7 protein-coding genes are annotated in these 15552 nt (G+C 66.9%); all 7 read right to left on the bottom strand.

Annotated features, from left to right (window positions below):
• Positions 1 to 2: 2 nt before the first annotated feature.
• Positions 3 to 2345 carry a GH92 family glycosyl hydrolase gene (locus DGN21_RS14370; protein ID WP_215824959.1) on the bottom strand — a complete coding sequence of 781 codons (2343 nt, stop codon included), beginning with the start codon at positions 2343 to 2345 and terminating at the stop codon, positions 3 to 5.
• Between the two features lie 139 nt (positions 2346 to 2484).
• Positions 2485 to 3945, bottom strand: a complete 1461-nt coding sequence (locus DGN21_RS14365) for a glycoside hydrolase family 125 protein (protein ID WP_126966183.1) — start codon at positions 3943 to 3945, stop codon at positions 2485 to 2487.
• Positions 3946 to 4392: 447 nt separating this feature from the next.
• Positions 4393 to 7062: a glycoside hydrolase family 3 C-terminal domain-containing protein gene (locus DGN21_RS14360; RefSeq protein ID WP_215824958.1), complete on the bottom strand. Its 2670-nt coding sequence runs from the start codon at positions 7060 to 7062 to the stop codon at positions 4393 to 4395.
• A 237-nt stretch (positions 7063 to 7299) separates the two neighbouring features.
• Positions 7300 to 9981 (bottom strand): glycoside hydrolase family 2 protein, encoded by a 2682-nt coding sequence (locus DGN21_RS14355; protein WP_215824957.1) that lies wholly within the window; start codon positions 9979 to 9981, stop codon positions 7300 to 7302.
• Positions 9982 to 10002: 21 nt separating this feature from the next.
• Positions 10003 to 12489: a family 20 glycosylhydrolase gene (locus tag DGN21_RS14350; RefSeq protein ID WP_215824956.1), complete on the bottom strand. Its 2487-nt coding sequence runs from the start codon at positions 12487 to 12489 to the stop codon at positions 10003 to 10005.
• Between the two features lie 247 nt (positions 12490 to 12736).
• Positions 12737 to 13792, bottom strand: a complete 1056-nt coding sequence (locus DGN21_RS14345; RefSeq protein WP_016903894.1) for a glycosyl hydrolase family 18 protein — start codon at positions 13790 to 13792, stop codon at positions 12737 to 12739.
• A gap of 14 nt (positions 13793 to 13806) precedes the next feature.
• Entirely contained in the window at positions 13807 to 15489 is a 1683-nt protein-coding gene (locus tag DGN21_RS14340) for an alpha-L-fucosidase (protein ID WP_126966180.1), read from the bottom strand.
• Positions 15490 to 15552: the final 63 nt, after the last annotated feature.

Raw genomic sequence — 15552 nt, 5'->3', positions numbered from 1 at the left:
CATCAAGCAAACGAAGGCGGCAGATCCTCCTTGTTCGCGCCGAAGGCCGGATTCGGTTTGGCGCCCATGGTGAATTCCAGCGTGCCGCCAGCGGCCAGGTCGGCATGCCGCATCCAGCTGCGGTTGGTCGGTTTGCCGTTCCAGCTCAGCGCCTGCACATACACGTTCTGCGCGCTGCTGTGGTTGGCGACGATGCGCAGCGTGCGGCCGTTGCCGACATCGAGTTCTGCGCGCTTGAACAGCGGGCTGCCGAGGACGTAGTTGCCGCTGACCGGGTCCACCGCATACAGCCCGAGCGCGCTGAGCACGAACCAGGCGCTCATCTGCCCGCAATCCTCGTTGCCGGACAGGCCATTGCGCGCGTCGTGGTATTGCTCGCGCAGCAGCCGGCGCACCATCGCCTGGGTCTTGTACGGCTGGCCGGCGTAGGCAAACAGATACGCGACGTGGTGGCTTGGCTCGTTGCCGTGCGCGTACTGGCCGACCAGGCCGTCGATATCCGGCGGCGCATCGGCGGGCAGTTCGGAGCTGGTGGAAAACAGCTCGTCGAGCTTGGCGACGAAGCCGTCGCGGCCGCCGTACAGGTCCATGTAACCGTACAGGTCGTGCTGGTTGAGGAAGCTGGCCTGCCAGGCGTTGGATTCGGTGAAATCGCGCCATTTGCTGATATGGCCCATGCCGCGCGGGTCGAACGGCGTGGCCCAGCTACCGTCTTCCAGACGCGCCTGCACGAAGCCGCTGTCGCGATTGAACACGTTGCGGTAATTGCGCGAGCGCTCGCGCAGTGCGCGTGCATCGTCGGTGGCACCGGCGGCCTGCGCCAGATGCGCGCAGGCCCAGTCGTCGTAGGCGTATTCCAGCGTGCGGCTGACCGCTTCGTCCACCTTGTCGGCAGGGATGTAGCCGAGCTTGCGGTAGTACGCCAGGCCATGGGTGGTGTCGTCCATGGCGCGCTTGCGGTAGGCCGGCCAGGCGGCGGTGTAGTCGATGCCGGTGAAACCCTTGGCATGCGCCTCGGCCAGCACCACCGCCGAGTGGTAGCCGATCATGCAGCCGGTTTCCACGCCTTGCAGCGGCCAGATGCCCACGCCGTCCGGGCATTCGTTGGCGCCGCGCACCAGGCATTGCAGCAGGTCCGGTACGCGCTCGGGCTGCACCAGGGTGATCAGCGGATGCGCGGCACGGTAGGTGTCCCACAGCGAATAGGTGCTGTAGTTGTGATAGCCCTTGGGGACGGTGTGGATCTGCAGATCCATGCCGCGGTAGCGGCCATCCACGTCGCTGAAGAGGGTGGGCGCGAGCAGGCTGTGATACAGGCCGGTGTAGAAGATGCGGCGCTGCGCGTCGTCATCGCTGTCGATGCGTACGCGTGCCAGTTCCTTTTCCCAGGCGGCCACGGCTTGCGCATGCACGCGGGCGAAGTCGAAGTCCGGCAGTTCGGCATCCAGGTTGGCCAGTGCATTGTCGGCGCTGACGGCGGAGATGCCGACCTTGATCAGCAGCGGTGCGTCGGCTGCGTCGGGGTAGTGCAATGCGGCCTTGAGGTGCACGCCGTCCACACTGCGCGTGCCTGCGGCCAGCGGTTGGTCTTCGTTGTACAGCTGCACCTGCTTGAACGGACGCGACAGCCGCATGGCGAAATAGATGTAGCGCCCCTGCGCCCATTGATAGACGCGCCGGCCACCGGTGAGGGTGCGGTCGTCGACCACGCGCAGTTGCGCGTCGGTGATGCGGGTGGGGATGCCGGGTTTGTCCTGCATGCCGTGGCACAGGTCCAGCAGCACGTGCGCCGGCTTGCCCTTGGGGAAGTGGTAGCGGTGCAGGCCGGCGCGCGCGGTGGCAGTGAGTTCGGCATGTACGCCGCTGTCCTTGAGCCGCACGCGGTAATAGCCGGGCGAGGCGGCTTCGTCGGCATGGTCGTAGCGCGAGCGGTAACCGCTGTCCGGTGCGTCGAGTGCACCGGGCACCAGCTTCACTTCGCCGGTGGCGGGCACCAGCAGAAAATCCAGCATGTCGCCGATGCCGGTGCCGGACAGGTGCGTGTGCGAAAAGCCCATGATCGAGCCGTCGGACTCGTGATAGCCGGAGCACGAATCCCACACCGCGTTGTAGGTGTCCGGGCTCAGCTGCACCATGCCGAACGGCAGGGTCGCACCGGGGAAGGTGTGGCCATGGCCGCCGGTGCCGATGAACACATCGACATGGCGGGTGAGCTCGGCGCGGGTGCGCGCATCGGCCGGCAGTGCGTAGTTGCCGGCGCGTGCGCGCGCAAGCCCTGAAATGCCTGCGCTGCCGAACAGTGCCGCCGCGATGGCGCCTTGGAGAAAACCGCGTCGTGTTGCCATGGTGATGTGCTCTTGGATGTCACGAAGTGGGGCGGGCCGTACCCTCATCCGCCCTTCGGGCACCTTCTCCCGGCGGGAGAAGGGAAGATCAAGCGCTCTGCAGGTCCGCGTTGGAAGGGCGGGCGGGCCCTTCGCAAAATCAGGCGCTGCGCAGCAGCTGGGGTTTGCGTTGGTGCAGGTCGATGATCAGTTCGCCGAACAAGGTGTTGGCCCAGGCGAACCAGTCGCGCGTGAAAGTGCTCGGGTTGTCCTTGTCGAAGGCCTCGTGCATGAAGCCGGTGCCGGCATGGGTGGTCTTGAGCCACTGCAGGCATTGGCGCAGCTGCGCGTCGTCGTCGCTGACCAGCGCGTACTGGATGATCGACATCGGCCAGATCGTGCCCATGCCGCTGTGCGGGCTGCCGACGCCTTCGGCCGCGCTGCCGCGCGAGAAATACGGGTTGCGTTCGCTCCAGGCCAGCTGGCGCGTGCGCAGGAACACCGGGTCGGCGCGGTCGCAGCAGCCCAGGTAGGCCAGGCTGAGCAGGCCGGGGGCGTTGGCGTCGTCGATGAACAACTGGTTGCCGTAACCGTCTACTTCGAATGCCCAGTAGGCCTGCCCATCGGTATCGCGCTGCTGGCCGAACTTGCGTGTCGCCGCTTCCACTTCGTCGGCCAGCGCGGTGCAGTCGGCGGCGAACACGGCATCGCGATGCAGGGCCGTGCTCATCGTCGCCAGCTGGCGCAGCGAGGCCACCGCGAACAGGTTGGCCGGCACGAACAACGGATACACGCAGGCATCGTCGGAGGGGCGGAACATCGAGTGGATCATGCCGTTGGGCCGGGTCGGCTGGCCGTAGCCTTCCAGCACCAGGGTCTCGGTCGCCAACGGCGAGGGGCGCTGGAACACGTAGGGGCCGCGGTTGTCCTTGCGCTGCTGCTCGCGGAAGGTTCTGACCACCACCTGCATCGCCGCGCGCCAGTCGTCGTCGAACGGGGCGGCATCGCCGGTGGCGCGCCAGTATTCGTGCGCGATGCGGATCGGGTAGCACAGCGAATCGATTTCCCACTTGCGCTCGCCCACGCCGGGCTTCATCTCGGTGATGTCGTTGAGCGACCACTTCAGGCGCTGGGTCTGGCCATCGGGCAGGAAGGCGTTGGCGTACGGGTCCAGCCGGATGCAGGCGGCCTGGCGCTGGATCAGGCCATGGAACATGCGCCGCAAGGCAGGGTCGCGCCTGGCCAGCGGCACATACGGGTGCACCTGGGCGGAGGAGTCGCGCAGCCACATCGCGTGGATGTCGCCGGTGATGACGAAGGTGTCCGGCTTGCCGTTGCGGGTGCCGGTTTCCACCGTGGTGTCCAGCGTGTTGGGGTAGCAGTTTTCGAACAGCCAGGCCAATTCGGGATCGGCGATGCGCGCCTTGATCTGCACGATCTGCTGCTCGACCGCCTTGCTGACGAAGCGGCGCTGCGCCTTGGGCGGGCGCTTGCTGACGAAGTTGCTGGCAGCCGTGGAGGTGCCGGCAACGGGGGCGGCGAAGGCGGGCAATGCGCCGGCGAGCAGGCCGGCGCCCGCGCTGGCGCCCAGCAACTGGAGGATGTCGCGGCGGGTGTGCATGACCTGGAGCTCCCTGGGATTTCAGCAAGCGGTCGACGCAGCGGACATCCTTGCAGCGGCGGCATCTGGTGCCGGGCCGGTGATGAGACCTCTGCATGACCAATTCCCGATGACCATACAACGTGTGCGCCGAATGTGCATAGTGCGCCCGCACAATTCGGCGCCGTACGCGTGGCCTGCGGCCATGGCGGCAGTGGCTGGTCCGCGTCCTCGGCGGTCGCGCGGCACCGGCTTTCAACCGGCCGCATGCCCGCGCCAGTGCGCCGGTCCCGCGCAGTGGCCATCGTCCTGCGCATGCCGCCCGGACCACCTCGGCCAGCATGCGCCGCGACGGGCTACGTGCCGATCGCCGGGCGGATCAGCAACGCCTTGCAGGCGTCCAGGTGGCTGCCGCCGAGCGCCGGCCATGACAGCCGACGCCTGTTGCATGTTGCGCAGATGCCGCACTTATTTCGGCAACGGCGAACGCCCCGAGATCGAGAACGCTGCGGCCTCGCCAGCCGCGCCGGTGCCGGGCTGGCCACCGCCGACAAACAGCGTGTAATCGCCGGCTTCCACCGCACGCTGCCCGGTGCGATCCACATCGCTCAACGCGCGCGCATCCAGGGTGAAGCGCAACGTGCGCTGCTCGCCGGGCTTCAGATGCACACGCTGAAAGCCGACCAGGCTGCGCAACGGAGACTGCGGGCGATCCGGATATTGCAGATACACCTGCGCCACTTCGTCGCCGGCACGCGTGCCGGTATTGCGCACGGTGGTGGTCACCTGCAACGGACTGCCGGCTTGCAGGGTTGCAGTGGACAGCTGCGGCGCGGCGTAGGCAAAGCTGGTGTAGCTCAAGCCGTAGCCGAACGGAAACAGCGGCTCGCCCTTGAAGTAGCGGTAGGTGCGGCCCTTCATGTCGTAGCTGACGTAGGGCGGCAGGTCCTTGGTGGAGCGATAGAACGTGACCGGCAGGCGCCCGCCGGGGTTGTCGTCGCCGGCCAGCATGCGCGCGATCGCGGTGCCGCCTGACTGGCCCGGATACCACGCCGCCACGATCGCATCGGCATGCGTCTTGGCCCAGTTCAAGGCCACTGCGCTGCCGCTCATCAGCACTACCACCAGCGGCTTGCCGGAGGCCTTGGCCCGTTCCAGCAGCGCCTGCTGCGGGGCGGGCAGGGCGATGTCGTTGCGGTCGCCGCCGTCGAAGCCGGGCACATCGATGCGCAGTTCCTCGCCTTCCACATCCGGCGACAGGCCGACGAAGGCCACCACCGCATCGGCCTGCGCCACCGCCTGCTCGGCCTCGGCCAGTTGCGCGGCCGCCGGTGCCAGCCACTCCAGGCGCACCCCCTGGTCCTGGCCGCGGTGTTCCATCTCCAGGCGGATTTTGCGCGGGCGGGTGTCGTCGAAGTGCAGCACGGTTTCCACGCTGCGGCCGTCGGCGTTGTGCATGCCGGCCGGCACGTGCTTGTCTTCGGCATTGCCGGCGACCACCAGCTTGTCGTCGATGTACAGCCGCACCGGGTCGTGGCCGGCGCAGTCGAAGCAGCGCGCCACCCGCACCGCCAGCGTGTAGTCGCCCGCGCTCGGCGGCAGCAGTTCGCCACTCCAGCGCACCGCGTAGCGATCGGCCGGCACGCCCTTTGCGGGCGCGACCTGGTCCCAATTGAAACTCACCGTGCGGTCCTGCCGCACCACGCGCGGCGCACCGTCCAGCGCGACAGTATCGAAATATTCGCCACGCAATCCCGGCTTGCCGTCGCTGCGCAGCGCGGTTTCCGGAATCATGCCCGGCACACCCGCAGCCAGCGGCGCACCTTGCGCATAGCTGACCTGTTGCGCGCCGAAGCGCTCGCGCAAACCAAGCAGCGGGGTGACCGGCGTGGACGAGGTGCCCTGGTAGTTGGCTTCCAACGCTGCCAGCGCATCGGCATTCGGCCCGATCACCGCCAGCCGCGTGCCGGCCTTCAACGGTAGGGTGCCGGCCTCGTTCTTGAGCAATACGATCGATTCGGCAGCGGCCTTCAGCGCCAGCGCACGGTTGGCGGCGTTATCGATATCCCTGGCACCGAGCTTTGCGTACGGATCCTTGCGCGGCGCTTCCAGTTCGCCCAGGCGATAGCGCGCGGCGAACAGGCGCACCAGCGATTGGTCGAGCAGGGCTTCATCCACTTCGCCACGTTCGATCGCCGTGCCGAGTTCGCGATAGGCATGCCCGCAATTGAGATCGTGCCCGGCCTTGAGCGCTGCAGCCGACGAGCCGGCATTGTCCGGGCGGAAGTAATGGAACTGGGTCATGTCGTCCACCGCATCGCAGTCGGACACCACAAAGCCCTTGAAGCCCCAGTCGCCACGCACGCGGCCGTTGAGCAACCAGTCGGCCGCGCAGGCCGGCGTGCCGTGCAGCGAGTTGTACGCGCACATCACCGAGCCGGCCTGGCCGTCGATCAGGGCGGCGCGGAAGGCGGGCGTATAGGTCGCCTCCACATCGCGCGGCGACACGTCCACATCGAAGCTGTGCCGGCCCGGCTCCGGGCCGCTGTGCACGGCGATGTGCTTGGGCGTGGCGATGGTGCGCGGGTGATCCAGATCGTCGCCCTGCAGCCCGCGAATGAAGCCGACTGCGAGCTGCCCGGTGAGGAAGGGATCCTCGCCGTAGGTTTCCATGCCACGGCCCCAGCGCGGGTCGCGGAAGATATTGATGTTGGGCGACCAGATGGTCAGGCCCGCATAGCGCTTGTGGTCCTTACCCGGGGCGCCGGCCTGATTGAACTTGGCGCGCGCTTCGGTCGACACCACCGTGCCCACCTGCTGCATCAACGCAGTATTCCAGCTGGCGGCAAGACCGATCGACTGCGGAAACACCGTGGCGTAGCCATTGCGTGCGATGCCGTGCAGGCCTTCGCTCCACCATTCGTAGGCGGGGATGCGCAGGCGCGGAATCGCCGGTGCATCGTTCATCGCCTGCGCGACTTTTTCCTCGCGGCTCATCTGCGCGACCAGCGCGGCGGCGCGTTGCTCCGGCGTCGCATCGGGTTGTGTTGCGGCCAACGCCGGCGCGCCGACCAGCGGCAGGCCCAGACCCAGACTCAGCGCGACCGCCAGGCGGCATGGAAACACGGACAACGACATCTGCTCACTCCTGCGGGGCGGCGGGTGGCCGTCACGCGTTGTTCTTGGATTGCCCGCAGCGACACCGCGGGCAGCGGTTGGTGACACTTGGCGCAGTGGTAGTTACTGATCGGACGCCGAATCGGATGCGACCTGCGCCCGGGACTGCAGTCACTGCGCCACGCGCCGGCTTTGCGTATGGCGCAGCGCCCTGAGACGAGCGCTGCGCCATCGCCTGACGCCTGCTCCCGGCGCGGCTTACTTCGTCTCGGCCGGCTCCGGTGGTGCACCGGCCAGCGTGCTCGCCAGATCGCGCACCTGCAGCGTGGACTGCAACTGCGCCAGCGCCGCCTTGCTGCTCACATGCACGGTCAACGGCTCGCCCGGCAGCAGGTCGAACGCGTTGTCCGACAGCGTGGCATCCACATCGCCGAACGATAGCCAGACCTCGCGTGCCAGCGTGTTGCTGGACAGCGTCAGCGCATAGCCATCGCCATCGGCGCGCCACTGGCTGTCGATCTTGGCGGCCGGCAACGCCAGCTGCTTGGCCGGCGCGAAGAACACCACCTCGCGCGACAGCAGCTTGTCGCCGTCGAACAACTCGAACACCGCGTAGCTGCGCTTGGGGTTGGCGCTGCCCAGCAACTGCTTGTCGCTGAAGTTGCCCACCTGCAGGCTGCTGAGCGGTTTGACGGTGGCCTTTTCCTCGCGCTTGCTCAGCAGCTTGCCGTCCATGTTCATCACCCGCATGCGCCAACGCGCGGCCAGCGGGGTGGTGCGGTCGGAGACCAGCGACACCTCGGTCTGGCCCTTGTCGTTACGCAATGCGGCGATCAGCTCCGGCGCGTAGAAGCGGCGGGCGTGGTAGTGCAGCGCCTTCCAGCGGCCGTAGTAGTCCACGCTGGACCACGACGCACCCGGCCACACATCGTTGAGCTGCCAGTACAACGAGCCCATCGATTGCGGGCGCGAGGCGCGCAGATGCGAGGCGGCCAGGTTGATGCCTTCGGCCTGCATCAGCTGGCTCAGGTAGACGAAGCTCTCGAAATCCTTGGGCTCGCCGAATTCGCGGCGGATGTACAGCATCAGCCGCTTGTTGCCGTTGCCCTTGTCGAACTTCTGATGCACGCGCATCACCGGCGATTCCGGATCCATGTCGCCGGGTTCGGCGAAGGCACGCACGGTGCGCATGTCCGGGAACGACTGCAGGCCGTATTCGGACATGAAGCGCGGGGTGACGTTGAGGTATTCGGTCACCGGCAGCGCGGGGCCGCCCCAGACCTTCCAGTAATGCATGTCGCCATCGTTGGCCTGGTCGGCGGCGCCGTCGAAGTTGGTGCCAGGCGAGGTGGACCAATACGGCACGTCGCTGTCGTAGGTGGCCACCACTTCGCGGAACACGGTGCCGAACAAGGTGGTCATGCCGCGCTCGATGCGGCTGCGTTCCTCCGGGTCCACCGACTGCTTGAACTTGACCCGGTCGCCCCAGTTTTCCCAGCCGGTCTGCACTTCGTTGTTGCCGCACCACAGCACGATGCTGGGATGGTCGCGCAGGCGCTTGACCTGTTCGATCGCCTCCTGCCGGGTGTTCTCGCGGAACTCCACGTCGTACGGCGGCACTGCGCCGCCGAACATGAAGTCCTGCCAGATCATGATGCCCAGCTCGTCGGCCACCTCGTAGAAGCGGTCGTCCTGATAATGCCCGCCGCCCCACATGCGCAGCATGTTCATGTTGGCATCGCGCGCATCCTGCAAGGTGCTGCGCATGCGCTCGGGGCTCACGCGCGCGGGGAACGCATCCAGCGGGATCAGGTTGGCCCCCTTGGCGAAGATCGGGATGCCGTTGATCACGATCTCCATGCTCTTGCCGTACTTATCTTTCTCGCGCCGCAGCTCCACCGAGCGCAGGCCGGTGACCCGCTTGATCTGCTGGCTGTCGCCATCGGCATCACGCACGCTGGCCACGAAGGTGTAGCGGTCCTGCGCGCCGTAGCCGGCCGGGAACCAGCGCTTGGGCTTGGCGATGCGCACCGGCAGATCGATGCGGTTCTGGCCGGGGTCGACCACTGCCTGCTGGGTGAATTGCCCGACTTTCTGCCCATCCGGGCCGAGCACGTCCAGCGTCACCTGCACCGGGCCGCTGCGGCCGGCCTGCAGTTCCAGCTGCGCCTGCAATTGCGCGCTATCGGCATCCACGCGTTGCTGGGCGATATGCAGCCCGTCCACGCGCACCGCATCCCAGGCTTCCATGCGCACGTCTTTCCAGATGCCGGCATTGACCATGCGCGGGCCCCAATCCCAACCGAAGTTGTACGGCGCCTTGCGCACATAGGTGGAGCTGTGGCGCGACTCGGGCTCGTCGCCGAAGGCGGAATCGTAGGCGCCCGGCAGCGCGTACGGCTGCTTGGCCAGCCACGGCTGGATCTTCTTGATCGGCGAGAACAGCTTGACCTCGAGCACGTTGTCGCCGCGCTTGAGCAGGGGTTTGGCATCCACGCGCCACTGCCGGAACATGTTGTCGGCGCTGAGCAGCGGCTTGCCGTTGAGGGTGACCTCGGCAAACGTATCCAGGCCGTCGAACACCAGCTCGACATGCTCGCGCTTGAGCGTAGCCACATCCACGTTGAAGCGGGTCTGGTATTGCCAGTCGCTCAGGCCCGCCCACTGGATCTTGCCTTCGTTGTCGCGATAGAACGGGTCCGGCACGATCTTGGCGGCGATCAGATCGGTCTGCACCGCGCCCGGCACCTGCGCCGGCAACCACGCTGCCGCTTTCGGATAGGTCCTGGCCTGCTCCTGGCCCGGCACCAGTCGCACCTGCCAGCCGCTGTCCAGCGGCGTCGCGGTGGGCGGCGCGGCCCAGGCCTGCGAGATGGCAACGGCCAGGGCAAGCCCGAGGCGGGCGGGGGCGGGAACGCAACGATGACGGGACAGGGGCATGGATGACTCTCCTTGGATGGATCAGCGCGTGGCGGCGGGGGGCGCCTGCGCGGTGGTTTCAATCAACTGGACGGCGCCGATGGCATACAGCGGGCCGCGAATCGGCGCGGTGAAGCGCAGGCATAGATCGTGGATGCCGGTGCGTGCAGGCAGTGCGGTTTCCAGCGTGAATTGTTCGCCCAGCGTGGCGCTGTTGGGCAATTGCACGCTGGCGATCAGCTCGCCCTCGCAGCCCAGGCGCACTTCCAGCTCGCCCCGGCGCGTCTTGGCGGGGTACTGCACCACCTTGGATTGTTCGTGGGCCAGGCCGAAATTGTTCGGCAGGCGTGCGGCCTCGATCCGGATCGCGCCGACGCCATCCAGGCGCGCCTGCGGATACTGCCGGCAGGCATGGAACAGGTCGACGTTGTAGACCGGCGTGTCGGCGCCGGTCAGCTCCGGCAACAACGGCAGGCGCAGGCCGAGCGCACCGGTGTCCACGCAATCGCGCAGGCCCTGGGTGTCCACGCGCAACAGCCCGGCACGATCGAAAGTACGGCTGCGCGTGGCCGCCAGCGCGGTGCCGCCGGCATCGAAGGCGGTGGCCTTGACCGTGGTCGGCAGCTGGATCGTAAACGGCGCCGCATAGCGTGGCGATGCCGGCGTGGGATCGCTGCCGTCGACGGTGTAGTGCAGCGTGCCCGCACCGGCCTGGGTGCCGAGTGCCACCTTGGCCGGGCCACCGGCCAGCACCGGGTTGGGGCCGCCTTCCATGGCGATATCGGCGGCGAAGGCGCCGTCGCTGTAGTCGATGCCCAGCGCCTTGTAGCGCTGTAGCTGCGCCGGCAGGCGCGCCAGGAAATCCTTCCAGTTGCGTGCAGCCACCGGCGACCAGGTCACTTCGGCGATGGCGGACAGACGCGGGAACAGCGCGTGATCCACATGCCAGCGCGAGGGAATGTATTCGGACCACAACGCGCCTTGCGCACCGAGTACATGCGTGGCCTGCTCGGCGGTCAGTGTGTCGGGCACCGGGTCGAAGGCGTAGACCTTGGACAACGGCAGTACGGTCAGGCGGCCGTTGGGTTCGTCGCTGCGGGTGGTCTGCAGGTTGTCCAGGTACAGCCAGTCGCCTGGCGCCAGCACCACATCGTGGCCCTGCCTAGCGGCGGTCACCGCACCGTCGGTGCCGCGCCACGACATCACCGAGGCACTGGCCGGCACGCCGCCTTCGAGAATTTCGTCCCAGCCGATCATGCGCCGGCCGTGCTGGGTGAGGTAGGCCGCAAGCTGTTCGTTGAACCAGCCCTGCATCGCGTGCGCGTCCTTGACCCCGAGCTTGCGCATCTGCGCGCGCACCGCGGGCGAGGCTTCCCACTGATCCTTGACCGCCTCGTCGCCACCGATATGGATATACGCCGACGGGAACAAGGTCAGCACCTCGTCCAGCACGTTGGTGATGAAGCTCAGGCTGCGTTCGCTGGTGTTGAACAGGTACGGATTGACGCCCCAGTTCACACCCACCTGCGTGCGCTGGCCGGGCACGCCGACTTCTTCCGGATACGCGGCCACCGCGGCCTGCGCATGCCCGGGCATGTCCAGCTCGGGCAGCACGGTGATGTGCAGGCGCGCCGCATAGGCGACGATCTCGCTGATCTGCTGCTGCGTATAGAAACCGCCATAGCGCTCGGGCGTGCCGTGCTGGCCGGCGCCGGGCGGGGTGCGCCAGGCACCGACCTCGGTGAGTTTGGGGTAACGCTTGATTTCGATGCGCCAGCCCTGGTCGTCGGTGAGATGCCAATGCAGCACATTGAGCTTGTGCGCGGCCATCGCGTCCAGCACATGCTTGACCGTGTCCACGTCGTGGAAGTGGCGGGCCACATCCAGATGCTGGCCGCGCCAGCCAAAGCGCGGCCAGTCGCGGATCGCCATCGCCGGTACGGCGACATCGCCCTTGCGCGCATCCGGCGTCATCAATTGCCAGGCGCTGATCGCGCCATAGAACAGGCCGGCACCATCGCGCGCGGTGATGCGGATGCCGTTGCCGTCCACATCCAGGCTATAGCCTTCCTTGTGTGCCACCGGCGCCTGCGCTGTGCGCTCCAGGCGGATGCTGTGCGGCGAGGCGCTGGTTTCGGTGCGCACTTCCAGGGTCAGGCCGCGGGTGCGTTGCAACAGGCTGGCCAGCGACTCGGCGCTGCGTCGCACTTCGGCGTTGCCGGTGGGGATGGAGATCACCGTGCCGGTGCCGACGCGGAAACTGCCGGTGCCGCGCCTGGCTTCGGCCGGGGCGGGAATCAGGGGCAGCGGTGCGTTGGTCGCAGGCAGTGTTGCGGTGTTGCCGGGGTTGGCTGCAGGTGCGGTCGCTGCATCGCGTTGGCCGCAGCCCGCCAGCACCATTGCCGTCAGCGCCATTGCAAGCAGGCGCGAGGAACGTCGGTGCGATGACAGCAGGCGCGACGACAGGCTGCGCGGCGACGGCGGCCAGGATAACGGTGAGCGCAGGCTCGGTGCGGAGTTCGACATCATGCAATCACATCCCGGTATGGCGGGGGAGATACGGCAGCCACGCACAGTAGCAAAGCCGTGCCGGATGGCGCAGGGACTGGCGCACGCTTCGTCGGGGTGCGCGGTGTGTGGTGTCGCGCAGCGCCCGCGCTCCGCATGGCGTGGTGCAGAACGGGCGCGGACAGTGCACGCATCGGCTTGCAGTGGATGCATTCCGATGCGAACACCGACCGCGCCCGTCCTGTCGTGCAGCAGTACGATGACGCGGTCAGCGCTGCGCGGTCGGCAACTCGTCCCACACCTTCGGGTCCTCGGCGCCCAGCACCCAGCAGCTGAAGCCTTCCAGGCCGTACTGCTTCACCAGGTCGTAGCGTGCCTTGAAGCTGCGCGCATCCGGGCGGAACACCCACTCGCGCATGTCGTCGCGGTAGAAGTAGAACCACGATTCCTGCTCGACCGGATCCCATTGCACGGTGGCGTTCTGCTCGATCGCCAGCGGGAACGATTCGTCGGCATCGATATAGGTGGCGGAGATGTTCGACGCCTCGGTGCCGTCTTCCTTGACCGGATTACCGGTGTACCAGCGGTAGCCGTAGGTGGCGATGCCGAGCGAGAGCTTGTCCTTCGGCACCTGGGTGATCGCGTAATCCAGGTGCTTCTTCATCCACACCATGCCGTCGACCGGGCCCGGCGTGGTCCAGCGGGTGTGCTGGTCGTAGGTCATGATGCTGACCAGATCCACGGCCTGGCCCAGCGCCTTGAGGTCGTACGCGCCGCGCCAGTATTCCCACATCCACTTGGAGAACTGGCCGCCTTCGGCATGGCCCGGGGCATTGGGCACCACCGCCACCGACATCTTGAAGCCGGCCTTGTGCAGCGCATCGGCGGTCTGCTTGACCATCAGCGTGTAGGCGTCGCGATCGGTCCAGGCGATGTTCTCGAAATCGAACTGGAAGCCGTAGTACTTGTGCTGCTTGCCGTGGATCAGCAGCGATTCGATCATGCGCTTCTTGGCGGCTTCGTCGTGCATCAGCTTGTGGAAGCCGTCGCGCCCGGTGGTCATCGACAGGATCGGCATCACCCGCAGGTTCTTCTGCTTGGCGATGTCGTACAGGTACATGTTGGGTGTGCCGTTGACCAGGCCGTTCTGGTCGACGCCGTACCAGGTCGGCACCACCACGTCGATCTTGTCGACATTGGCCAGGAACGAGTTGGTCGATTTCTGCGTGTTCATCAGATAGAACAACGCCGTGGGGGTTTTGGCCAGGGCCGGCGCGCACACCAGCGCCAGCGCCAGCAGGATCCAGGTCAATCGCTTGCTCATGAAAACAGCATCCGTCAGGGAGTGGAGGAAGAAGAAAGATCGATGCGCAGCACGTAGGCGTGCTCGCCGACCGGCTTGGCCGGCAGGCGTAGATGCAGGCCGTCGGCCTGCTGCTCGAACGGCACCTTCTTGCCGTTGGCCAGCAGCGTCACGTCGCGCACGCCGTCGGCCGCTGTGAGCGAGCGGATCACCGCCTTGCCGCCGGCCGGCCAGCCGAGTTCGATCGCATACAGCGCGCCATCGCGCGTGGTGAAGCGGAAATCCTCGGCGGTGTAGGGCTTGGTCTTGACGTCCTGGAAGGTGCCGCCGACCACCTCGGTCGGGCCTTCGCCATACACGCGCCACGGCTTGCTGTCGTAGATCGCGCCGCCGTTGGTCTTGAGCCACTTGCCGATCGCCAGCAGGATGCCGCGCTCGGTATCCGGGATCGAGCCATCGGCACGCGGGCCGATGTTGAGCATCAGGTTGCCGTTCTTGGCCACCACGTCGGCCAGCATGTGGATGATGAAGGTCGGCGACTTGTAGGTGTCGTTTTCGATGTAGCCCCACGATGCATTGCTCACCGAAGTGTCGGTCTGCCAATGGGTGGGATGGATGCCGGTGAGCTGGCCGCGCTCGATGTCCAGCGTGCCGGCCCCTTCCGGAAACGCGCCCAGCTTGTAGTTCACCACCACACCGCGATCGGCTTCGGTGCGCGCCGCGCCCTGGTTGTAGTAGTAGGCCAGCATGGTCGGCAGGGTGCTGCGGAAGGTGGGGTGGGCAATCCACCAGTCGAAATAGATCAGGTCGGGCTGATAGGTGTCGATCAGCTCGGTGGTACGCGCCAGCCAGTCGTCCAGCCATGCCTGCGACACCGGCGTCCAGTCGTTGGCCACATCGGCATCGTCCTTGCCAGGCAGGCGCACCTGCGCCGGGCCGTACAGCGCGGCATAGCGCGGGTCGTTGACGTCCGAATCGAACTTGCGCCCGCCATCGAAGAACCAGTTGTGCTCGGCGCGGTGCGAGGACAGCCCAAAGTGCAATCCCTGCGCGCGGATCGACTTGGACAACTCGCCCAGCAGATCGCGTTTGGGGCCCATCTTGACCGCAGTCCAGTCCGACAACCGGGAGTCGTACAGCGCAAAGCCGTCATGGTGCTCGGCCACCGGCACCACATAGCGCGCGCCGGATTGCCGGAACAGCTTGGCCCAGCCATTCGGATCGAACTTGGGCGCGGTGAACTTGGGAATCAGATCCTTGTAGCCGGAGCGCGCCTGCGGGCCATAGGTCGCCACGTGATGGGCGAATTCCTTGGATCCCTCCAGGTACATGTTGCGCGAATACCACTCGCTGCCGAACGCCGGCACCGAGAACACGCCCCAATGGATGAAGATGCCGAACTTGGCATTGTCGTACCACGCCGGCGATTGATAGGCCTTGAGTGCAGCCCAGTCGGGGCGGAACGGACCCTTGCGTGCGCCGGCCTCGGCTTCGCGCACCAGGCGCTCGCGCTCGGGTGCGTACTTGGCGGTGGCGCTGAGCCACTGCTGGTCGATCTGGTCCGGGCTGAGCGTGGTGGCGGTGGGCGCGGTGGGCGATTGCGCGCTGAGCGTGGCAGCAGGCAACGCGAGCAGCAGACCGAGCGCGAGCATTCGCGTTCTGGGTGCAGCTCCGGCGTGGCGGCGGGATGGAGCCGCAGGGCGGCTATCGGTCGTCATGGGAACTGCACTCCTTCAAGCGAGACGTGTCGGTTGCAGCGCAGCCGGCACGTGGATGGCAAA

This window comes from Xanthomonas sp. MLO165, assembly GCF_018831305.1.
GTDB lineage: Bacteria > Pseudomonadota > Gammaproteobacteria > Xanthomonadales > Xanthomonadaceae > Xanthomonas > Xanthomonas arboricola.
Note: the sequence above shows the minus strand (reverse complement) of the source record. Positions and strands in the feature narration are given on the sequence as shown.

Coding starts and splice junctions, on each gene's coding strand:
- DGN21_RS14360 (WP_215824958.1), bottom strand. CDS start 7,062: ATGTCGTTGTCCGTGTTTCCATGCCGCCTGGCGGTCGCGCTGAGTCTG.
- DGN21_RS14350 (WP_215824956.1), bottom strand. CDS start 12,489: ATGATGTCGAACTCCGCACCGAGCCTGCGCTCACCGTTATCCTGGCCG.
- DGN21_RS14370 (WP_215824959.1), bottom strand. CDS start 2,345: ATGGCAACACGACGCGGTTTTCTCCAAGGCGCCATCGCGGCGGCACTG.
- DGN21_RS14340 (WP_126966180.1), bottom strand. CDS start 15,489: ATGACGACCGATAGCCGCCCTGCGGCTCCATCCCGCCGCCACGCCGGA.
- DGN21_RS14355 (WP_215824957.1), bottom strand. CDS start 9,981: ATGCCCCTGTCCCGTCATCGTTGCGTTCCCGCCCCCGCCCGCCTCGGG.
- DGN21_RS14365 (WP_126966183.1), bottom strand. CDS start 3,945: ATGCACACCCGCCGCGACATCCTCCAGTTGCTGGGCGCCAGCGCGGGC.
- DGN21_RS14345 (WP_016903894.1), bottom strand. CDS start 13,792: ATGAGCAAGCGATTGACCTGGATCCTGCTGGCGCTGGCGCTGGTGTGC.